The organism is Vibrio sp. YT-17, assembly GCF_033337375.1.
GTDB classification, from domain to species: Bacteria; Pseudomonadota; Gammaproteobacteria; order Enterobacterales; family Vibrionaceae; genus Vibrio; species Vibrio alginolyticus.
The window spans coordinates 25074-46180 of record NZ_JAWOQP010000015.1 but is presented as its reverse complement, the minus strand read 5'-3'; the positions used below and the strand labels follow the sequence as shown (position 1 = coordinate 46180).

The window sequence follows — 21107 nt, the reverse complement described above, 5'->3', positions numbered from 1 at the left end:
CTGACCAAATACCGTTTGATAAAGTGTGATACGACACACATAATTCACCCAAGTTATCACTACTCCCATTTATCGATTTGGAGCTTAATTATGGATACAAGAAAACTGGTTCTGATTTTGTTATGTATCTTTCTTCCGCCTGTCGCGGTGTTTATGGAGAAAGGTCTAAATAAAGACTTTTTGATTAATCTAATATTGACGTGTTTCTTCTTTCTACCAGGTACGATCCACGCGCTTTGGTTAACAATGAAGTAACCACTTACACTCTCACTCTTTATAAAATTGAAAAATGGGATGAAATATGAGGGCAATTCCTCTATCATCCTGTCGCCTAAGCGCAAGCGTTTGCTCAAAAGCAAATACGGCGCTTAGGCTCCAATCAGACAACTTTTCAATGGTGGGAGCAATTAATGACAACACTGACTATCACTCGTCCTGACGACTGGCACGTTCACTTACGCGATGGGGAAGTTCTTAAAGACACCGTTCGCGACATCAGCCGCTACAATGGCCGTGCGCTGATTATGCCAAATACCGTCCCACCTGTTACTACAACTGAGCTCGCCCTAGCCTACCGTGACCGAATTATTAAAGAGCAACATGGCGAACAGTTTGAGCCTTTAATGGCGCTTTACCTTACAGATAACACGACACCAGACGAAATACGTAAGGCTAAAGCAACCGGACACATTGTTGCTGCCAAGCTCTATCCTGCTGGCGCCACAACAAACTCAGATTCCGGTGTGACCAATGCGAAAAACATTTATCACGTTTTAGAAGCAATGGAAGAAGTCGGAATGTTACTTCTAGTTCATGGGGAGGTAACACATCACGATGTTGATATATTCGACCGAGAGAAAGAATTCCTTGATACTGTCCTCGCTCCTATCGTCAATGACTTCCCTAATCTTAAAATCGTTCTAGAACATATCACCACCGCCGACGCAGCAAACTTCGTTAGCAACGCCTCAGACAACGTAGCGGCTACCATCACTGCCCACCACCTTCTTTTCAACCGTAACCACATGCTTGTGGGTGGTATTAAACCTCATTTCTACTGTTTGCCAATTCTTAAGCGCGGAACCCACCAGCAAGCGCTGATCGAAGCAGCAACTAGTGGTAGCAAGAAGTTTTTCCTAGGTACAGACTCAGCGCCACATGCGAAAGGGGCAAAAGAATCGGCTTGCGGTTGTGCTGGTTCTTACACTGCACACGCAGCGCTAGAGCTTTATGCAGAAGTCTTCGAAAAAGAAGGCAAGTTGGAAAACTTGGAAGCTTTCGCAAGCTTCAACGGTCCTGATTTTTACGGCATTGCACGTAACACAGATACGGTAACGTTAGAAAAATCCGCTTGGGATGTGCCAGAAACGATGCCATTTGGCAATGATATCGTTGTGCCTATTCGAGCAAATGAACAGATCGAGTGGAAAGTGAAGTAAGTACTTTACTGACATTTCACCTATAAAACAGGGTCATGCTTTTTGTAAAAAGAAGTCATGACCCTTGTTATTATCGTCTCATGTTTTAGATGTGATTATTGACCACGAAGCTTTTCAACCATCGTCCATACCGCAACCACAACCAACCCCGCCACAAAGCCGATAATACCGTTCAATAAAATAGGCAAAATGGCTGTAGCAACCGAATAACCACTAAAGTTCATAATAATCGGCTCTACAAAGTGATGAATGGCTGGCACGTTGTGCACCACAATTCCCCCACCCACCAAAAACATCGCAGCAGTTCCTACAATGGTTAACAACTTCATCAACTTTGGTGCAAAAGCGACCAAGGCCCCTCCGACTTTCGCCACCCAACCTTTACCGTTTGAGCGACTTTCAAGATAAAGGCCTAAATCATCTAGCTTCACAATCCCAGCGACTAGTCCATAAACTCCAACCGTCATAATCACTGCAATTAAACTGACAACTAAAATTTGCGTAACAAGACTGGCTCCTGTCACGGTACCTAACGCAATCACGATGATCTCTGCTGAAAGGATAAAGTCTGTTCGAATCGCACCAGAAACTTTACGCTTTTCATACTCTTCTATCGACTCGCCAGTATTAACTAGCTCCTCTTTTTCTTCGTGCGGATGCGAGTGAGGGAACACTTTCTCAAGTACTTTCTCTGCCCCTTCAAAGCAGAGAAATAAGCCGCCAATTAGCAATAATGGCATGATAAGCCATGGAATAATGGCGCTAATAAGTAAAGCAGAAGGAACCAAAATCAATTTATTTTTGAATGAGCCTTTTGCAACCGCCCAAACCACTGGAATCTCTCGCTCAGATGCAACACCAGACACTTGTTGAGCGTTTAACGCTAGATCATCTCCCAACACACCTGCGGTTTTCTTTGCCGCCATTTTTGACATTAAGGCGACATCATCAAGCACCGTGGCAATATCATCCAACAGTGTGAGTAAACTTGCTCCAGCCATTTTTTGTCTCTTATATGAAATTGAGTAAGTAACAAAATGTAACACCAATGAATCACTCATCAAAGTGATGATTTTGCAAAGAATACCACCCCAAATGGTGTTTTATATTGCCGTAAAGATAAGACAGGTCTAGTCTTGTGATACCTTTCAGCAGTCAAAAGAAAAAGTATAGATGAAAAGTGGATACATTTACCCAATCGGTACTCCTGGCCAACCTTGGAACGAAGAAGAACGTAAAGCTTGGTTAGCAACGCAAGAAGTAAAACGTAGCTACCAAGATGAAGTCGTCAGTAAAATCGATGCCCTACGCGAGCGTTTTGATGTTGAACAATATGGTGCGCTCTCATACAACGAGGCACGCTTCCCTCTGTTTTGTATCAAAACACGCAATTGGGATTCAACTAAACCTGCTGTGTTGGTCACAGGCGGCGTGCACGGTTACGAAACCAGCGGTGTACATGGCGCTTTAAAGTTTGTAGAAACGGAAGCAGAGCGCTATGCAGAGCATTTCAATATTGTCGTTGCACCCTGCGTAAGCCCTTGGGGTTACGAGGTGATCAACCGCTGGAATCCAAACGCGATTGATCCAAACCGCTCTTTCTATAAGGATAGCCCTGCCGAAGAGTCCGCTAACCTCATAAAGCTAGTTGCAACTTTAGGCGATGTGTTAATGCACATTGATCTACATGAAACGACAGATTCTGACGAAACTGAGTTCCGTCCAGCCTTAGCTGCTCGTGATGGTATTGAGTACATTGAAGGTATGATCCCAGATGGCTTTTACACGGTGGGAGATAGTGAAAACCCTCAGCCTGACTTCCAAAAAGCGGTCATTGAGTCAGTTGCAAAAGTGACTCACATTGCACCAGCAGATGAAAACGGAGAAATCATTGGTTCACCCGTCGTACAGTTTGGCGTTATCAACTACCCAATGGTAAAACTGGGCCTGTGTGGCGGCGTAACAAATTGCGTTTACGGCACGACAACGGAAGTGTACCCAGACAGCCCAACAGTGACCGACGAAGAATGTAACGATGCACAGGTTGCAGCCGTGGTGGGTGGTTTGAATTACATAATCGCTCAGCTATAACAATCGATTCTTGTATTGCTCCGGTGTCATGCCGGAGTATTTCTTGAACATCGCGATAAAAGGGCTAGCTTGGTTATAACCTAACGTCAGAGCGACTTCTTTCACAGTCTGCCCTTTACGCAGCAACTCCATAGAATGTAAATATCGCACACGTAAGCGCCACTCAGTAAAGCTCATGCCCAACTCACTCTGGCAATGTCTCGCTAACGTGCGTTCTGTGGTATGCACTTTTGCCGCCCACTCCGCCAAACTGATCTCATCCGTCGGCGATTCTTCTACTGCTTTTAAAATCGGTTCAAGATACTTATTGTCGGTAGTCGGTAAAAAGTGATGTTCGACTTCTTGCTTTGCAAGCTGGTCCAATAACACTTGTACCAAGCGCTTGTCTTCATCAGTTTGCGCCACGTTAATGTCTCGCTGACGAAAGTCCTCAATAATAGATGACACGATTGGAGTCACTTTGATCAAGCTCGTTTTAGTTGGAAAATGCGCCGTCAATTCAGGGGCAATGTTCAAAGAACAATATTCGATTGGCTTACGGTTGTAGCTAGTGTGACGAACTCCGGCGGGAACCCAAATAGCAAGATGTGGAGGTGCTAGAAATCTTGTGTCTTCTGCATCCATCTCCAGAATCCCACCGCTGATCAGTTGCACTTGCCCCCAAGGGTGGCTATGAATTCGTGTTTCTGTATTAGAGAGAAACGCTTCGAAATTCATAAATACATCTGATGGCGCACGATCGATTGATAAGGAGGGGTGAAGATTTCTGGCGCTCTTTTTCAAAATTGTCTTCCTATCGCTTACGATGTCTTTTAAGAGATACTTTTTATTATAAAGACCTGCCAGACTAGCGCCATCAATAATTGTGCTATAGGGTTCTCATGATTTATTTACTTCCGTTTTTCACCGTTATGATTTGGGGTGGTAACTCAATTGTGAACAAGATGGCTGCGAGCGCCATTGAACCAAGTGCGATGAGTTTCTACCGTTGGTTTGTCGCAATGGTACTCCTAACGCCATTTTGCCTGCCTGCAATCATCAAACAACGACACATTATTCGACCTTACTTAGCTAAGTTGGCGTTTCTTGCGTTACTTGGTATGGTTCTCAACCAGTCACTTGGATACTATGCCGGTTTAACAACAACGGCCTCTAATATGGCCCTGATCACCTCTTTAGTTCCTTTGCTCAGTGTGTTTTTAAGTGTCCCATTGCTCGGTAAATCTATATCAATGTTAAGTATCGTCGGTGGTGTCATTTCGCTCGGCGGCTTGGCATTTATGCTTGGTCACGGTGATATCACTTACTTTTTACATCAAGACTTAACGCAAGGTGACAGCTTAATGCTCGTTGCTGCCATGGTATACGCGGCTTATTGTGTTCTGCTAAAACGCTGGAAAATGCCATTCAGTAGTTTGACTCTGGTTTACATGCAGGGCTTCTTTTCTGTTTTGATGCTCACACCACTTTGGCTCTCTAGTGAACAACTGTTACCAAGCCAAGACGCGCTACCATTAATCGCTTATGCTGGTATTGCTGCTTCCATTTTCGCGCCGCTGATGTGGGTAAAAGCGATTGATTCAATTGGTGCTGATTCAAGTGCTATGTTCATGAACCTAATGCCTGTGGTTTCCGTCATACTTGCTTCAACACTAATTGGTGAGAAAATTTACGCTTACCATATTATTGGTGGGTTGTTAGTCATCTCTGGCGTTATCCTGTCGCAAATAAAAGTAAGACAGAGAGAACTATTGTCCAATTCTGAGATTGCCTCTACCGCCAATTAACATCTACACCTCAAGCCACAGAACTACGCTGTGGCTTGTCACTTCCAGCGTTCGAATAAAAGTTAATATTTTGTTTCATTCGCTATTCCCGAAAATTCATCTTGCTGCTAAATTGGGAAAACAATAACCCATCAAGGAAAGACAGATGAGCAGTGGTCAAAGAGACATTACCCTTCGCTTTTTAGCAGAACCCAGCGACGTAAATTTTGGCGGAAAAGTGCACGGCGGCGCCGTAATGAAATGGATCGACTTGGCAGCGTACGCCTGTTCTGCAGCGTGGAGTGGTAAATATTGCATTACCGCATATGCTGGCGGCATTCGGTTTGTTGCTCCGATTCATGTCGGCAACTTAGTCGAAGTTAGCGCGAAAGTCATTTATACCGGACGAAGCTCAATGCACATTGCGATTGACGTGCAAGCTAGTGATCCAAAGCAAATGAAAAACAGACTCACCACTCACTGTATCGTTATCATGGTTGCTGTAGATGAAAACGGAAAACCAACCGATGTACCGAAATGGATTCCAGAGTCAGATGAAGACAAAGCCTTAGAGCAATCCGCTATCCGTCTTATGAACATGCGTAAAGAGATTGGGGAAGAAATGGAAGCACACGTTAAATACCTCAAGTAACTGGCATCCGTTAAGAACGCTATTAAGTACCTCAACGTTACCTAGACCCAGAGTGTGGAGCAACATCATGGTTTTGCCATTTGTTTCACGCTCGCCCTTCTCTGTCATAAATCCTTCACCTAGCTTTGCTTAAATCCATCCATTATTTTAGAGTTGGATAGAGTTTGGATCTTGAGACTAAAAGAAACGACCTTAAGTGAAGAGACGTTGACCAATTTAAAAGCGGTCGAGTACCAGTGGGTGAGAACCATGTACGTCGAGGGGTATAACGAAACAGAAATTAATCATTACATTCAAACTTGCTTTGGCGGTGACGTTACCTTTGCTAATCTATTTCGTCGCGTCGCACTGCAGCAAGAAAGTTTGTACACGCTGCTTCAATACGTTGGATGCGCACCTTCCAGCCGAGAGTTTTAATCTCTTCCTTCCCTACCTCAATTTAGCTTTTTACTAAGCTCTAGTTATTTATGTGAAGTGCTACGCAGGGCATTATTCAAGCCCTGTGTAATCCATTGCAAAGCCGCTAATCTCTATCTACTTATTGCACAATTGCCTTTAACAGGCATAAAAAAACCTGAGTCTAAACTCAGGTTATGGTTACAAAAACTGTTAGTGATTGAATCGTAAGGAACTAAGCTAACAGCCAGCTATGCGTAACGCCAATAAAAGCCAAGATATTACTGATCGGCGGCCAAACCAAAATTGTAATATCCGTGCTAAGTATAAGGGCGACCATGTGGTCGCCCTTTTCTAGTTATTCTTATCAATCTCAGACCACAAGAGATTATCCTTTCACACCACCAGCGGTTAGACCACCAACCAACCAGCGCTGCGCAAGTAAGAATACGGCAGTGATTGGCACTGCTGAAAGTACAGCAGCTGCGGCAAAGTCACCCCACAAGTAGTTTTGTGGATATAGGTATTGCTGCATACCCACTGCAAGTGTGTACGAGTCTACATCAGAAAGCAGTAGTGACGCTACAGGAACTTCACCAATTACCATGATGAACGACAATATGAAGACTACCGCTAGGATTGGCACAGACAGTGGCAGCAATACCAAACGGAATGCTTGCCATGGTGTAGCACCATCAAGAGCCGCTGCTTCTTCTAGAGACGAGTCAATACTTTCGAAGTAGCCTTTAATGGTCCAAACGTGCAGTGCGATACCGCCTAAGTAAGCGAAGATCAGACCGCCATGCGTGTTCAGACCAAGGAAAGGAATGTACTGACCCAGTTTGTCGAACAACGCGTACAGAGCAACCAGTGCCAACACCGCAGGGAACATCTGGAAGATCATCATCGCTTTAAGAATGGTGTTCTTACCTTTGAACTTCATACGAGCAAACGCGTAAGCCGATGTGGTTGATAGCGCCACGATTAGGATTGCAGAAATACCACCCACTTTTACCGAGTTCCACAGCCATGTCATTACTGGGAATGGTGGCGGTGTAACTGTACCGTCTGGATTAGTCACCGAGAAACCTAATGCCAATTTCCAGTGATCAAGTGTTGGGTTGTCTGGGATCAGGCTACCCGTTGCAAAGTTACCTTCACGGAATGAAATCGCGATGATCATCAGCAAAGGGAAAATAATCAGTGCCAAGAATGCCCACATTGCAATATGAGTAGCCCAAACACGATACTTTAATGACTTACCTTGTACCATTGCCATTGTAATTTCTCCTTAGTCCTGAGCTACTTTAGTTACGCGTAGGTTGATAAGTGCCAATGCGCCAACCAATAGGAAGATAAGCGTTGCTACTGCACTTGCTAGACCGAAGTCTTGACCACCAGCACCTTCGAATGCGATTCGGTAGGTGTAACTTACTAGCAGGTCGGTGTAACCCGCAGGCTCTGATGTACCAATCATGTTTGGACCACCGCCAGTCAACAACTGGATAAGTACGAAGTTGTTGAAGTTAAATGCAAAACTCGCGATCAACAATGGTGTTAACGGCTTCAACATCATTGGTAGTGTGATACGTGTGAAGTTCGTGACAAAGTTCGCACCATCAATTGCTGATGCTTCATATAAATCGTCTGGAATCGCTTTTAGTAAGCCCATACACAAAATCATCATGTAAGGGAAACCAAGCCAAGTGTTCACAATTAAGATCATGGTTTTCGCCATGAACGGGTCAGAGAACCAAGCCGGGCTAATGCCGAACAAGCCTTCCAACAACATGTTGATCTCACCAAAGCTTTGGTTAAACAAACCTTTAAAGATCAAGATAGAAATAAACGCCGGAACTGCATAAGGCAGGATTAGCAACAAACGGTAAACTGAGCGACCTTTAAGTGCTTCCCACTGAACCACACTGGCAAGGACAAGACCAATAACAAGCGTAAACAATACGGTTAGCGCAGAGAAAACAATGGTCCAGATAAAGATACTGATAAACGGCTCTTTGATACCATCATCTTTCCAAACACGCTCAAAGTTGTGGGTACCAATGTTCACCACGAAACCTGGTGACACTGTGCTGCCAACAAATTGACCGTTTTCATCGACAGGCTGGTAGTAACCTACTTCCATATTTGGACGTAGCGTTTCTTCAGTCCGGTTGTTGTAAAGCGTTTCACCATCTTCTTGTAATGTGTACAAAGGCACAACTGCAGCAAATTTGCGCAGCCCACTCATACGGATATCATCACCGCTTGGCAAATGTAAATCGACACTGCTCAACGCACTGCGGTTCTTAACAATCGCCTTGATTGATTCTTTTTCACCCGTCACTTCTTCAATTGGTGAAAGATCAAACTCCGATGCTGAAAGGTTATCAAGCTGAAAAGTCGGGCTTGCAAGTAGCTCACCATCTTTTTCAACCACAAGTTGATGGCCTTGCTCCGTTTTATACAAAGTGAACGGGTAGCTATCACCACTTTGGTAAGTTCGGTCCAAAAGTACGTTCTGAGCGCGATCAAAAGAGAGTTGGTTCTTCGCGCTATAGTTGGTAAACGCCAAACCTATGGTGTACGCCAAAGGAAAAAGAATGAAAAGGATCATCCCTGCTATACCAGGGTAGATGTAACGGTGTGCGTACGTCTTTTTGCTACCAAAGATGAACAACGCTAAAGCGGTAAGAATGAGCGTAAGTAGTGCAAACGCAATCTCACCGCGAGAATACATAAGGATTGTTGCGTAGCCATTGATGATGCCGACTGTGCCTAAAAGTGACCATTTCATGAACACTTTTTTGCTGCTCGGAAGGCTGGCTTCTGGTGCTGTCATAGCATTTGTACCTTGAACTGACTGCATAGGGAACCTGCTAGCGAATATAGAATAAATATAGAAAAGTAAGGAGGAGTTGCCTCCTCCTTAAAAAGGTCTTACTTAATTATTTAGTCATTTGTTTTTCTGCATCTGCAAGAGCTGCATCGACAGTTTGACGACCGTCAACTACGTTGATGATTGCGTTCTTAGCCGCACCCCAGAATGCGTTCATTTGAGGGATATTTGGCATGATTTCGCCGTTCATCGCGTTATCCATAGTCGCAGCGATACGAGTATCTGAATCTAGTTCACGTTGGAACGAGTTAAGCGCTACCGCACCTAGAGGCTTATCGTTGTTAACCATACGTAGGCCATCGTTTGTTAGTAGGTAGTTCTCAATGAACTCAACCGCTAGGTCTTTGTTTGGAGACGCAGTGCTGATACCAGCTGTTAGAACACCAACGAATGGCTTAGAAGATTGACCTTGGAACTTAGGTAGCGTAGTCACGCCGTAGTTAACGCCTGACTTCTCAATGTTGCCCCAAGACCATGGACCGTTGATCGTCATCGCTGTTTTGCCTTGGTTGAACGCAGACTCAGACACTGAGTAATCCATATCCGCAGAGATTACGCCTTTATCAACTAAGCCTTTTACGAAGCTCATTGCGTCTTTAACGCCTTCTTTCGCGATACCAGCGTCTTTAACATCGTAACCTTCAGAAGTGTATTTGAACGCGTAGCCGCCATCAGCCGCCATTAGTGGCCAAGTGAAGTACGGTTCTTTTAGGTTCCACATGATTGCAGACTTGCCGTCTTTTTTAAGTTTTGCATCTAATGCTGCAACCTCTTCCCAAGACTTTGGTGGGTTTGGAACTAGGTCTTTGTTGTAGATTAGAGATAGAGACTCAACCGCAACTGGATAGCCGATCAATTTGCCGTCGTAACGTACTGCATCCCAAGCGAAATCAACGATACCTTCTTGAATATTCTTAGAAGGTTTAATTTCTGCTAGCAGGCCAGCTTCTGCGTAACCACCGAAACGGTCGTGAGCCCAGAATACGATATCAGGACCGTCGCCAGTCGCTGCAGTTTGAGGGAATTTGTCTTGAAGGCCATCTGGGTGAGCCACAGTCACTTTAATGCCTGTGTCTTCTTCAAATTTCTTACCAACTTCAGCAAGGCCGTTGTAGCCTTTATCACCGTTGATCCAGATAGTAAGTTGTCCTTCTTCGATGGCAGCATTAGCACCAAAAGAACCCAAAGCAACAAGAGTACCTAGTGCTACAGCGCTTAACTTTTTCATGTTCGTATCCTTTTTATATTTTTGATGTAGGGCTAGTCCATTGAGGTTCAGCCGTATTTCGACATATATCATCTGAAATAATCCAATATGTCTCATCCTCCTAATCCCTACGCCCTTACAATTATGACGTATTTTCGTGATCTAAATCGCCAAGGGTAAGAGACTCAAATCACAAAATGGATAGTTCCTGTGATCGGTTTCAACTTTAGGTGGTGCAATAATGTGATTTCCGACCAACTGCTTTCTTCCTCCTCCTTTTTTACTCCTCCCTTTCTACTCCCCCTACAATTATTTCTATTAGGAGGATGTCGCACTACGCACAATCTTAGAAACTGCAGTCATCCAAGAGTGGATGGTAAGAACCCTTTCCCAGCAGTGCCTACGTATTAGGAAAAAGATTTGCTGGTTTTGCATTGCCAGACGAGTGGAATGTCATTATTAGTGTTGTTTGTGGTAATTATTTCACGGGGGAGACAATACGAATAATGTGGGGGAGAGAAACTCGTACTTGGCTATGATGGGTAGCACTTCTATTCAGGACATTTTATTGAAGTGCTACCCTACTTTTCTTACCAACCGCAAGAACTTACCGATTCCTACTGTTACTGCTCGCTAGATAATTCATATAATGATGAGCGGTGAATAATAAAAAATTGATCGAGGACGAGCTACATGGCGAGTGTCACGTTAAAAAATGTTTGTAAAGCGTATGGCGACGTACTGATTTCTAAGAACGTAGACCTAACAATCAACGAAGGTGAATTTGTTGTTTTCGTAGGTCCATCAGGTTGTGGTAAATCTACCCTTTTACGTTGTATTGCCGGTCTTGAAGACATTACTTCAGGTGATTTGTATATTGGTGACCAGCGCATGAATGACGTCGAACCATCCAAACGTGGTGTTGGTATGGTATTCCAGTCTTACGCTCTTTACCCGCACCTTAACTTATATGACAACATGTCATTTGGCTTGAAACTAGCAAAAGCAGACAAAGCAGAAATCGACAAGCGTGTTGAACAAGCAGCAGAAATCCTACAACTAGGCCACTTGCTTGAGCGCCAACCAAAAGCACTTTCCGGTGGACAGCGTCAACGTGTGGCGATTGGCCGAACATTGGTATCGCAGCCAAATGTATTCCTTCTAGACGAGCCACTATCAAACTTGGATGCGGCACTGCGTGTAAACATGCGTGCACAAATTACTAAGCTACAACGCCAACTTGGTTGTACCATGATCTACGTAACGCACGATCAGGTAGAAGCGATGACAATGGCAGATAAAATCGTTGTACTAGACGGCGGTTATGTATCGCAAGTTGGTAAGCCGCTTGAGCTTTACCATTACCCACAAAACCGCTTTGTAGCTGGCTTTATCGGTTCTCCTAAAATGAACTTCATGAGCGTATTCATTGATGAAGTAGAAGCAGAGCGCGTCAAAGTTCAACTATCTAACGGCGTATCTTTCTGGATTCCGGTGGATGGTACAACCGTTAACCGCGGCGACCGAATGTCTTTAGGCATTCGCCCTGAGCACCTATTATCCGCTTCTGAAGCTGATGCAAGTATTCACGGTGAAGTGATGATTGTTGAGAAGCTAGGTAACGAAACTCAAGTATACCTAAATCTAGAAGGCGCGGACGCCGACGTTATTTTCCGTCAGCCGGACACGCTTGCAGTCGACACTGGCGATAAAATCGAGATCGGTATTCCAGCTCATCGTTGTCACCTGTTCCACAGTGATGGTCGCGCATGCCGCCGCCTATACAAAGAAAACGGCGTAGAAGTCGAATAGTTCATTCGTCCTTACTCAAAAAAATCCCTCTCAAGTGAGAGGGATTTTTTTATCTTAATAAATATCAGCAATTCGATACTAAATCATTAATCGTGAACGAATCAAATCACCCGTTTCTTCTACCCTCACATAAACCATTGTCTTTGTACTGATACTTCATTTTTAATACTTTTCCTCATTCCTCATAAGTAAGTACCAGCTTTTTCCTAACCCGCCAAACTTAGCCAAAGGGCTAAATATCATTCTTATTTCCACTTACCTCAACAAAGCAAATTTTTACACTTATCAACGAAATTACACGTGACAAAAAACTCAGCAGCATTCCACAGAATGCTCTGTGCACTAACTACTAATAACGTTCACGACACGGCAATTGGGGAAGACACCCAAGGGCGGTAGCGTGTCAGAAGGGAAACTGAGTCATGAAACAAAAAGGACTTATCCGCTCTCATGAGATGGAGTTCGCTTTTTTATATCGCATCTCAGATCTTGCTGTCATCGTCTCTTTTATGCTGCTTTTAGTGTTCAAAGACATGAATACTGCGATGGGGAAAGATTACGTCATATTGGCTTTCGTTGGAGGCATCTCCTTTCTATTTATGGCAGAAAGCGGCAATCTGTATCGCTCTTGGCGAACCAGTTCGTTTAAAGAGCAGATGTTTATTGTCTGTGTTGCTTGGGCGGTGACTTCTGCACTTATCTTTATTGTGCTGTATTTTTCTGAAGTCCATACCTTATTTGATAACACAATTTTAGCGCTGTGGTTTGCGATTACGCCCGCTCTGCTCTTAGCATGGCGAGTAACATTCCGTACCGGATTAGCCTATTTGAGAAAAAAAGGATTCAACACTCGCACTGCGATCATCATCGGCCAAACTCCTCACGGCATTACCCTAGCTAACGAAATTCAAAACCACACAGAACACGGCGTGCTTTTTGATGGCTTTTACGACGAACGATCTTCCGACAGATTGCCAAATTCTGATTATCCTATTAAAGGAGCTGTTGACCACGCCCTTGAGCGAGCTAAAAAAGGGGAAGTAGATTACGTCTATATCGCGATGCCAATGCACGCAAAAGAGCGCATTGCGTCACTTCTTAACCAATTCTCAGATACCACCGCAAATACGTATCTGATTCCCGACTTCTTCACTTATAACCTTTTACATTCTCGTTGGGCGCAGATCGGCCAAGTTCAAACACTAAGTGTCTTTGATACACCTTTTGCTGGAATTTCTTCTTGGGTAAAACGGTTTGAAGACATCTTGTTTTCGAGCATTATTTTGGTCTTAATCGCCCCTATTCTATTCGTCATTGCGATTGGCATTAAGGCAACTTCTAAAGGCCCTGTCATCTTTAAACAACATCGTTACGGTCTTGATGGACGCAAGATTGAAGTCTGGAAGTTCCGTTCAATGACAACCATGGATCAAGGTTCCAACGTGAAACAGGCGACAAAGAACGATCCTCGTATTACGCCTTTTGGCGGATTTCTACGTCGCACCTCTTTGGACGAACTACCTCAATTTATCAATGTACTGCAAGGGACCATGTCTATTGTCGGCCCACGCCCTCATGCCGTGGCACACAATGAAGAATACCGTCAGATCGTGGATCGCTACATGCTACGTCACAAAGTAAAACCAGGCATTACTGGCTGGGCACAGATTAATGGTTATCGCGGCGAAACCGACACCTTAGAAAAAATGGAAAAGAGAGTCGAGTTTGATTTGGATTACATCCACCATTGGTCGGTTTGGATGGACATCAAAATCATCTTTATGACCGTTTTCAAAGGCTTCACTGGTGCTAACGCTTACTAAGGTTGAGATTATGAAGAAACTGACAATGGCAATAGCATTGAGTCTGTTTTCTACTGACTTGCTCGCAGAACCGATGGCTTACCAAACCGAGTCTGGTATAGAGTTGATTCCCCTCGTAAAAACTTTCTACGAGGGAGATGACAACATCAATAAAGCGGAAAAATCCGGCAATGTGGAATCGGTCAATATTTGGGGTATAGAACCAAGCTTACTAGCACGTATAGAACGGAATCGCTATCGCGCAGATATTTTATATAAGTTAAAAGCTGGCTTTTCATCTGACGATCGCAACGACTTCGACGACCACACTTTTCAGTTTTCCAACTTTTTCGAATTTAATCATCGTCATCGTTTAGTGGTTGATTACCGTTTTCGCGCCCAGCATGAAGTTCGAGGAGAAGATATTACCGAAGGTAATGGTAGCGCAATCGACTCACCAATAGAGTTCAACCGTAACGATGTAAAAACCAATTATGTCTTTGGATCTAACGGTGCCAAAGGCAGACTCGAATTCGGTTTAGGCTATAGTGATAAAACCTATCAAAACTATCGTGACGGCTTGCCTGGGCGCCCAAACGCTAAAACTAAATACAACGATTTTCGAGCTCCCAATGCACATTTGGAGTTCTATTTAAGAGCGACGCCAAGAACCTATTGGTTAGTCGGAACAAACCAAATCGTAACCGAGTATCAGCATCGAAATTCTGCGCAACCATCGAAAGATAACAACACCAGTTTCTATTACACCGGTGCCGAATGGGAAGTCACAGGAAAAACCAAAGGCATCGCTCGACTCGGTTATCAAATCAAAGATTTTGACAGCGCTCAACGAGAGACATTTAAAGGCTTTAGTTGGGATATCGGCTTTGAATGGTTGCCTCAAGAACAAACTCTAGTCAGCGTGAAAACCACTCAAGCGGCGGTTAACCCCGATCAAGATGGCGATTACAACCTACAAACTCGTTACCGACTGAACCTGAAGCACGATTGGAATAGTTACCTTGCAACTCGCTTAGGTGCTGTTTATCAACAAGATGATTACACGGGAATCTCCAGAAACGACGATCGGTACACTCTATCTTTTGGTATCGATTATCAGATCAAACGTTGGATACAGCTGCAAGCCGATTGGCAATACCAAGATAAAAACTCTAGCCGATCGGATTATAGCTTCGAACAAAATATTTGGACTTTAAGCGCACAGTTTTCTCTGTAAAAAGGATTATTAATGAAGGCATTCATCAAATTCATGAGTGTAGCGTTGTTGCTATTTAGCACTTTGGTCAACGCTGACTCAAACGAGGAAGATTACTTACTCGATACTGGCGATACCATTTCCGTGCAGGTCTATGGTGAAGAAGATCTTACGATTAAAAATATTCTAATAACGTCAGATGGCTACTTTGATTACCCCTACCTTGGCCGAATTAAAGCAATCAAAAAAACACCAAAACAACTCAAGTTCGAAATAGAAACGGGCTTAAAAGGCGATTATCTCATCAATCCAAAAGTGATGGTCACCATCAATAACTTTCGTCTGTTTTACGTTAATGGAGAAGTCAGGAAACCTGGTGGATTTGAGTACCGTCCAGGGTTAACCATAGAGAAGGCGATCGCTCTAGCAGGTGGCTTGACCGACAGAGCCTCACGCAAAGGCATTAACCTCACCAAGCATAAGACGGGTCAAACGATGGAAGGGGTCAGTATGCACCGCAACGTTGAACCTGGTGACATTGTATTTATTGACCAGAGCTTCTTTTAAGTGACAGGGAATCAAATGAACGGGACTCATCCAAATAATCTCCAGATGAACAAAGTAGAACTGATTCGTTTTGGCCATCACTTCAAAGCGATTAAAAAGAATTGGCTAAGCATCGCAGCATTCACGCTTCTGTTCTCATTAACTTGTACTTGGTATATCTACTCCAAAGCATCGATATACCAAGCTACAGCTACGCTACTCATCCAAGAGGAGCAAAAAAGCGCCCTTTCAATCGAGGAAGTATATGGCGTCGACACGACAAAAAAAGAGTACTTTCAAACGCAAATCGCCATTTTAAAATCGAATCATATTGCAGATAAGGTCATTAGAGAGCTGAACCTTACCCAATTACCTGAATTCACAAGCTCAGGGGGGTTAAATAAAAAAATCGACCAAATAAAGTCGATTCCTTTTGTTCAAGACCTACTGAATGTGGCACCAAGCCCAAAAGAAACCGCCCAGTTTTCAGAGTCCTATTATCAGGCACTTCAAGCTTTCAGAAGTAAACTCGATATTGAGCCAGTACGTAACACCCAATTAGTCAGAATTCGCTTTCGTTCTATCGATCCTAAGCTTGCGACGACAATCGCCAACGCGGTCGGCCAAGCCTACATTGACGCAAATTTTGAAGCCAAATTGGTCGTTACACAAAATGCGGCTACTTGGTTGACAAATAACTCTCAAAAATTGGAGGAGCGATTACGTAACTCGGAGCAAGCGCTGCAAGAATTCTTGTTAAAAGAAGGGTTGATCGATATAAACGGTATTGATGAAATTTACGCAAATGAGCTAGAAGAACTCACTCGCAAGCTGAATATCGCTGTTAATAAGCGTATTGAAGCGCAGACGTTAATCCAACTGTTACGACGTAAATCTTCGCAAAGTTTAGACAGCTTGTTGTCAATTGATGAATTCGCTAATCAAGCGCAAATCCGCGATCTAAAATTGTCGGAAGCACAGGCAGCCAAAAATCTCTCTGAACTGGCACAGCGCTACGGACCTAAGCATGATCGAATGATTCAGGCGAAAGCACAGCTTGCTGAAATTCAATCAAGAACCCAGCAACTCATCCGGGACATTTCCTTCAGTAAGCAACAAGACCTTCTTGCTGCAAAAGCGCAAGAGGACATGCTTCGAGCAGAACTCGATAACAAAAAGTCAGACTTCCAATCGTTAGGGTCACAAAAAGCGCGTTACGAACAGTTAAAACGCGAGGTTGAATCCAATAAGGCACTCTATGAAGCGTTCTTAAATCGTGAGAAAGAGACCAACGCCACCAGCGACTACAAGAATGTCACTGCTCGCTTTACTGATAAAGCCATCATCCCTCTATTCCCGGTGGCACCACAACGAATCAAACTGGTACTAATTGCCACCTTTTTTGGCTTTGCCATTGCTTGCGCTCTGGTCATCATCTTAGAAACGATGCGAGAAGTTATCCGAAGCACAGCCGATGTGCAGGAAAAACTTGGTGTTACGTGTTTAGGTGTGATTCCTATGGTCAAAAAACGCAATTTGCGTAAAAACGGCGTCAGTTATACCGCGTATTTAGATGATGAAGAAAAGCTATTTAGTGAAGCTTGCCGCTCCGTCAGAACCTCGCTTCTGCTCAGATTAACCAACACGAAGCAAAAGATATTGCCCTTTACCTCTGCTATTCCAGAAGAAGGAAAAACATCGACCAGTATCAATATGGCGGTGTCGTTTTCAAAAATGGAAAAGGTGTTGATCATCGACTGCGATTTACGTCGACCTTCCATAGCAAAGCGATTCGGTATTGCTGAATCAAGCCCTGGCTTAACGCATATCCTGACTATGGATACGCCAATCAAAGATTGTGTTACACATATAAAAGAAGCCAACTTAGATGTATTACCAGCCGGCCTAGTTCCGCCAAACCCACAGGAATTACTGGCTTCTGATCGCTTTAAAAAGTTGCTCGAACATTTTCAAAATAAGTATGACCGGATCATTATCGATACACCGCCCCTATTGTCAGTGAGTGACGCACTTATTCTTGGTCAGTATGCCAATGGTCTGATTACCGTCATTCGCTCAGAATCAACAAAATCATCACTGGTTAACCTTGCGTTATCTAAACAAATACAACACTCAGTTCCATCTCTTGGCGTCTTAATCACACAAGCCAAGGCCAAGGAAGGAGAGACGCTCTATGTCCAGAAATACGCCTACTAACGTAAACCTATCTTGGTACCAAACGTTGAAAAGCCAAGAACAGCCGGTATTGATCTATCAAATGGGCAAAGTAGGTTCGAGTGCATTAGAGCATTCCATTCCTAACTCGATTCACTTGCACGACCTTATGAGCGTCGATGCGCAAAAACAAATATCCCCCGTTAGAGCGCAATTGCATAAGCCTCAGATCAATGCGTTAAAGCGACGACTAAAGCGTATAACGATGAGCCATATGTTAAAGCGCAAGAAAAAAGTTCGAATTATCTCGCTGGTGCGAGAACCGATCGGACGAAATGTCTCAATGTTCTTTCAAGCACTTCCTTTTTGGATGGCGGACAAATATCTAAAGGATGACAGCGCAATACGTACCGAACGACCGCAATTACTCCAAGAAGCATTTGATAAGCACATGAATCATCAATATGCGCTGCAGTGGTTTGACAACGAGATCAAACAACTAACAGGGATTGATGTGTTTAACGAGTCTTTTAATCACGAAGTAGGCTATCAAACATACCATAACAATAACTTCTCACTGTTGGTCATTCGAAGTGACAAGCTAACGAAGGCTAACTCCGCAGTTGAAGACTTTTTAGGTTACCCCGTGGATGTTGTTTATGAAAATCAATCAGACAACAAATGGTACTCGCCACTAATGAAAGAATTCAAAACGCAATTTCAACCTACACCCGAGTACGTTGAAGAAATGCTGAATTCTAAATTGACGAAGCACTTTTTCTCAAATGCAGAAATCACCGACCTTAAACAGCAATATCTGACCAATTAATCATGAAAACCAAGATTCTACATATTATCAATGATCTTTCTCAGAACGGCGGTGCTCAGAAGTTCTTAGTCGACCTTGTTTTAGAACATAAGCCTGAATACGAAATCAAAATTTTGGTCTTGTGTGATGAAAATGATTACTTACCAATGCTATCCGCCCAAGGCATAGAGTGTTTTAACTGGCGCACATTGCCATTGAGTGAGAAATTCTCTTTGCTGCGTTGGCCGGATGTCGTTCACGGGCACCTCTACCCTTCCATTTACCTAGCGCTATTGGCGGTAGGTAAAAAACGAATCCAGACTGAGCACTGTTCTTATAACCGTCGACGTGACTATCCGCTGTTTAAGTTCATGGAATACGTCTTATATTGGGGCCACGACTTGACAGTCAGTATTAGTGAAAAAGTACAAGATGAACTGGTGAAGTTCATGCCTCGCTATCAACATAAATATCACGTGGTGCACAATGGCGTTGATTTAAAAAGGTTTTCTATGACGCCAAGATTCGCCAGCCACCTAATCGACAAACCAGTTATCAAGATTGGAATGGTGGGCCGACTTCACCAACATAAAGACCATGAAACGCTTATCCAAGCACTTATCCATTTACCAAGACGATACGAACTCCACCTTGCGGGAGATGGAGAAAAAAAATCGTCACTGCAAGCATTGGCAACAAAAATCAACGTCGCGCAACGTGTTCACTTTCATGGCGTAGTTTCAGACGTTCCAGCCTTTTTGAACGACATGGATATTTACGTGCAATCGTCGCACGTCGAAGGCTTTGGTTTGGCGGCGGTTGAGGCGATGGCAGCAGGCTTACCCGTACTATCGTCGGACGTACCTGGTTTGGATGACGTCACCGGACGTGCCGAATATTTATTTCAAGTTGGTAACGCCACTGAACTGAGCCAAAAAGTGCTCCAGCTATGTGAAAGTGTTGAGCGGTACGACGCTGCAAGTCAATACTCAGTCAATAGGGCCTCTCTCTACACCATCGATAAATTTCGTGAAGGTTACTATGGAATCTACCAGCAGCTTTGCGCCAACAAATAGTTCCGCGCCATCGAGCCATCGCGCCTCATTGCTTGCAGCATGCCTATTAGCATTGTTCTTTATTCCAATGAAGTTTCGTGCTGGAGGAATAGCGCTAGCCCCATCTGACATCGCAAGCCTTTTGTCTATTGGTTTTACTGCATTAGTGGTATTGGAAGGAAAAGCTGAAAAACTCATGCATCCCTGTATGGGGTTCCTCGTATTGTTCACTGGGTATGTGTTCATAAATGGTCTGCTAAATCGCGTCCCTTTAATGCCGCTAGTTATAGAAACTGTGCAATGGTTAGCGATTTTGTGCCTACTGAGCCTAATGTACGCCTATGGCGTGTTTGATGACGAACGGGTAATGGTATATTTCACGTATCTGTTGTTTTTCATCTGTACGCTCGTTGCCTTATGGCACTTTGCTCAGGGCTATCAAAGCGGGTTTAAGTTACTCGGGGTAAGTAAATACGGGTTCGGTGTACTGTGCTCACTACTGTACCTTTATCGAGATAAAATTCGCGCTTTCCACCTTTTGATGCTCGTAGCTTTAGTATTACTGGTGTTGTCACAAGAAAGAAAAGCGCTACTTGGTTTTTGTCTGCTTTTCTTCTTTGACCAACTGCTCGTAAAAAACTTAATGAGAAAATCGCTCAGCGAAACGTACACGTGGACAATTTTATTAGCCTTGAGCTTCATTGTGTTTACTGCCGTCACAACCACACTCTACGTTGGGTTTGAAACGCTAGCAGACACATTGGAAATAACCCAAGAAGACGTCTTATTTGCCAACCAAAGTGAAGCGCGCTGGGTATCGAATCTTCATAGAAAACTTTTACTTGCCAATGGGCTAGATATTTTACTTCAACACCCAGTGTTAGGTGTCGGCGCGAAAATGTTACCCAACTTTATGATCAGTTACTTTAACTATGATGAGCTGGCGATCTACACCCACAACTTTGTGTTAGATACCGCAATTGAATACGGATTGCTTGGTATCGGTCTGCTGTTTGGTGGTTATTTTCTTTTTATTCGCTTTTGCTTCCGCAGCCTTAATGAAAACAGAAAAAGCCTATTACTTGCGATATACGCCCTCATCATGGTGTTTTTCGTTGCGGTAAACACCACCATAATTTTAATACTCTTGTTACCCGTCATGATCAGCATGAGCAACGACTCAAGGGCCATTGCTCATACTTTTCCGGTAAACCATCACCACGAATATGAATAATCAAGGATAGGA

The 21107-nt window shown here is 43.7% G+C and carries 19 protein-coding genes; 14 read left to right on the top strand and 5 right to left on the bottom strand.

What is annotated here, in order from left to right:
• Nucleotides 1–90: 90 nt before the first annotated feature.
• The gene (locus R7F67_RS15330) at nt 91–255 is read left to right on the top strand and encodes a YqaE/Pmp3 family membrane protein (RefSeq protein ID WP_005375297.1); all 165 of its coding nucleotides are present in this window, start codon (nt 91–93) and stop codon (nt 253–255) included.
• Nucleotides 256–410: 155 nt separating this feature from the next.
• Complete coding sequence (pyrC, locus tag R7F67_RS15325; RefSeq protein ID WP_053303823.1) at nt 411–1439, top strand: dihydroorotase; 1029 nt, start codon at nt 411–413, stop codon at nt 1437–1439.
• A gap of 95 nt (nt 1440–1534) precedes the next feature.
• Here the strand turns inward: pyrC and R7F67_RS15320 are convergent, their stop codons facing one another.
• Nucleotides 1535–2440, bottom strand: coding sequence for a DUF808 domain-containing protein (locus R7F67_RS15320; RefSeq protein ID WP_017635279.1), 906 nt, complete (start codon nt 2438–2440; stop codon nt 1535–1537).
• A 172-nt stretch (nt 2441–2612) separates the two neighbouring features.
• Here R7F67_RS15320 and R7F67_RS15315 point away from each other — a divergent pair, with 172 nt between their 5' ends.
• On the top strand, nt 2613–3530 hold the full coding sequence (locus R7F67_RS15315) for a M14 family metallocarboxypeptidase (RefSeq protein WP_017635280.1): 918 nt from the start codon (nt 2613–2615) through the stop codon (nt 3528–3530).
• Here the strand turns inward: R7F67_RS15315 and R7F67_RS15310 are convergent.
• Nucleotides 3525–4313 (bottom strand): AraC family transcriptional regulator, encoded by a 789-nt coding sequence (locus R7F67_RS15310; protein ID WP_047101782.1) that lies wholly within the window; start codon nt 4311–4313, stop codon nt 3525–3527. The two genes, R7F67_RS15315 and R7F67_RS15310, sit on opposite strands and share 6 nt — an antisense overlap.
• 98 nt (nt 4314–4411) lie before the next feature.
• Here R7F67_RS15310 and R7F67_RS15305 point away from each other — a divergent pair, with 98 nt between their 5' ends.
• From R7F67_RS15305 to R7F67_RS15295, 3 genes are all read left to right on the top strand, one after another.
• Complete coding sequence (locus tag R7F67_RS15305; protein ID WP_151515373.1) at nt 4412–5317, top strand: DMT family transporter; 906 nt, start codon at nt 4412–4414, stop codon at nt 5315–5317.
• A gap of 145 nt (nt 5318–5462) precedes the next feature.
• The gene (locus tag R7F67_RS15300) at nt 5463–5948 is read left to right on the top strand and encodes an acyl-CoA thioesterase (protein ID WP_005375279.1); all 486 of its coding nucleotides are present in this window, start codon (nt 5463–5465) and stop codon (nt 5946–5948) included.
• Nucleotides 5949–6119: 171 nt separating this feature from the next.
• Nucleotides 6120–6365 carry a hypothetical protein gene (locus R7F67_RS15295; RefSeq protein WP_005375277.1) on the top strand — a complete coding sequence of 82 codons (246 nt, stop codon included), beginning with the start codon at nt 6120–6122 and terminating at the stop codon, nt 6363–6365.
• A 367-nt stretch (nt 6366–6732) separates the two neighbouring features.
• Here R7F67_RS15295 and malG read toward each other — a convergent pair whose 3' ends face one another.
• From malG to malE, 3 genes are all read right to left on the bottom strand, one after another.
• The gene (gene malG, locus R7F67_RS15290) at nt 6733–7623 is read right to left on the bottom strand and encodes a maltose ABC transporter permease MalG (protein ID WP_005375275.1); all 891 of its coding nucleotides are present in this window, start codon (nt 7621–7623) and stop codon (nt 6733–6735) included.
• Nucleotides 7624–7635: 12 nt separating this feature from the next.
• Nucleotides 7636–9210: a maltose ABC transporter permease MalF gene (gene malF, locus R7F67_RS15285; RefSeq protein WP_005375273.1), complete on the bottom strand. Its 1575-nt coding sequence runs from the start codon at nt 9208–9210 to the stop codon at nt 7636–7638.
• Nucleotides 9211–9289: 79 nt separating this feature from the next.
• Nucleotides 9290–10468: a maltose/maltodextrin ABC transporter substrate-binding protein MalE gene (malE, locus tag R7F67_RS15280; protein ID WP_005375272.1), complete on the bottom strand. Its 1179-nt coding sequence runs from the start codon at nt 10466–10468 to the stop codon at nt 9290–9292.
• Nucleotides 10469–11140: 672 nt separating this feature from the next.
• On the opposite strand from malE, the gene malK reads away from it, so the two are divergent.
• The 8 genes from malK to R7F67_RS15240 all read left to right on the top strand — a co-directional run bounded on the left by malK (nt 11141) and on the right by R7F67_RS15240 (nt 21095).
• On the top strand, nt 11141–12259 hold the full coding sequence (malK, locus tag R7F67_RS15275; protein WP_005375271.1) for a maltose/maltodextrin ABC transporter ATP-binding protein MalK: 1119 nt from the start codon (nt 11141–11143) through the stop codon (nt 12257–12259).
• A gap of 422 nt (nt 12260–12681) precedes the next feature.
• On the top strand, nt 12682–14082 hold the full coding sequence (locus tag R7F67_RS15270; RefSeq protein ID WP_033906767.1) for an undecaprenyl-phosphate glucose phosphotransferase: 1401 nt from the start codon (nt 12682–12684) through the stop codon (nt 14080–14082).
• 10 nt (nt 14083–14092) lie between these two features.
• Nucleotides 14093–15298, top strand: coding sequence for an outer membrane beta-barrel protein (locus R7F67_RS15265; protein WP_017635284.1), 1206 nt, complete (start codon nt 14093–14095; stop codon nt 15296–15298).
• A gap of 12 nt (nt 15299–15310) precedes the next feature.
• Nucleotides 15311–15844, top strand: a complete 534-nt coding sequence (locus R7F67_RS15260) for a polysaccharide biosynthesis/export family protein (RefSeq protein WP_411913741.1) — start codon at nt 15311–15313, stop codon at nt 15842–15844.
• A gap of 15 nt (nt 15845–15859) precedes the next feature.
• Nucleotides 15860–18040, top strand: a complete 2181-nt coding sequence (locus R7F67_RS15255; protein ID WP_170893368.1) for a GumC family protein — start codon at nt 15860–15862, stop codon at nt 18038–18040.
• Nucleotides 18018–18827 (top strand): putative capsular polysaccharide synthesis family protein, encoded by an 810-nt coding sequence (locus R7F67_RS15250; RefSeq protein ID WP_170893369.1) that lies wholly within the window; start codon nt 18018–18020, stop codon nt 18825–18827. The genes R7F67_RS15255 and R7F67_RS15250 overlap by 23 nt, the downstream gene beginning before the upstream one ends.
• Before the next feature lie 2 nt (nt 18828–18829).
• Entirely contained in the window at nt 18830–19882 is a 1053-nt protein-coding gene (locus R7F67_RS15245; protein ID WP_005375260.1) for a glycosyltransferase, read from the top strand.
• Complete coding sequence (locus R7F67_RS15240) at nt 19848–21095, top strand: O-antigen ligase family protein (RefSeq protein ID WP_005375259.1); 1248 nt, start codon at nt 19848–19850, stop codon at nt 21093–21095. Before R7F67_RS15245 ends, R7F67_RS15240 begins: the two co-directional genes overlap by 35 nt.
• The last annotated feature ends 12 nt before the right edge of the window (nt 21096–21107 follow it).

Bases quoted from the DNA above. Each gene is read 5' to 3' on its own strand.
- R7F67_RS15330 (WP_005375297.1), top strand. From the start codon at position 91: ATGGATACAAGAAAACTGGTTCTGATTTTGTTATGTATCTTTCTTCCG.
- pyrC (WP_053303823.1), top strand. From the start codon at position 411: ATGACAACACTGACTATCACTCGTCCTGACGACTGGCACGTTCACTTA.
- R7F67_RS15320 (WP_017635279.1), bottom strand. From the start codon at position 2,440: ATGGCTGGAGCAAGTTTACTCACACTGTTGGATGATATTGCCACGGTG.
- R7F67_RS15315 (WP_017635280.1), top strand. From the start codon at position 2,613: ATGAAAAGTGGATACATTTACCCAATCGGTACTCCTGGCCAACCTTGG.
- R7F67_RS15305 (WP_151515373.1), top strand. From the start codon at position 4,412: ATGATTTATTTACTTCCGTTTTTCACCGTTATGATTTGGGGTGGTAAC.
- R7F67_RS15300 (WP_005375279.1), top strand. From the start codon at position 5,463: ATGAGCAGTGGTCAAAGAGACATTACCCTTCGCTTTTTAGCAGAACCC.
- malG (WP_005375275.1), bottom strand. From the start codon at position 7,623: ATGGCAATGGTACAAGGTAAGTCATTAAAGTATCGTGTTTGGGCTACT.
- malF (WP_005375273.1), bottom strand. From the start codon at position 9,210: ATGCAGTCAGTTCAAGGTACAAATGCTATGACAGCACCAGAAGCCAGC.
- malE (WP_005375272.1), bottom strand. From the start codon at position 10,468: ATGAAAAAGTTAAGCGCTGTAGCACTAGGTACTCTTGTTGCTTTGGGT.
- malK (WP_005375271.1), top strand. From the start codon at position 11,141: ATGGCGAGTGTCACGTTAAAAAATGTTTGTAAAGCGTATGGCGACGTA.
- R7F67_RS15270 (WP_033906767.1), top strand. From the start codon at position 12,682: ATGAAACAAAAAGGACTTATCCGCTCTCATGAGATGGAGTTCGCTTTT.
- R7F67_RS15265 (WP_017635284.1), top strand. From the start codon at position 14,093: ATGAAGAAACTGACAATGGCAATAGCATTGAGTCTGTTTTCTACTGAC.
- R7F67_RS15260 (WP_411913741.1), top strand. From the start codon at position 15,311: ATGAAGGCATTCATCAAATTCATGAGTGTAGCGTTGTTGCTATTTAGC.
- R7F67_RS15255 (WP_170893368.1), top strand. From the start codon at position 15,860: ATGAACGGGACTCATCCAAATAATCTCCAGATGAACAAAGTAGAACTG.
- R7F67_RS15250 (WP_170893369.1), top strand. From the start codon at position 18,018: ATGTCCAGAAATACGCCTACTAACGTAAACCTATCTTGGTACCAAACG.
- R7F67_RS15245 (WP_005375260.1), top strand. From the start codon at position 18,830: ATGAAAACCAAGATTCTACATATTATCAATGATCTTTCTCAGAACGGC.
- R7F67_RS15240 (WP_005375259.1), top strand. From the start codon at position 19,848: ATGGAATCTACCAGCAGCTTTGCGCCAACAAATAGTTCCGCGCCATCG.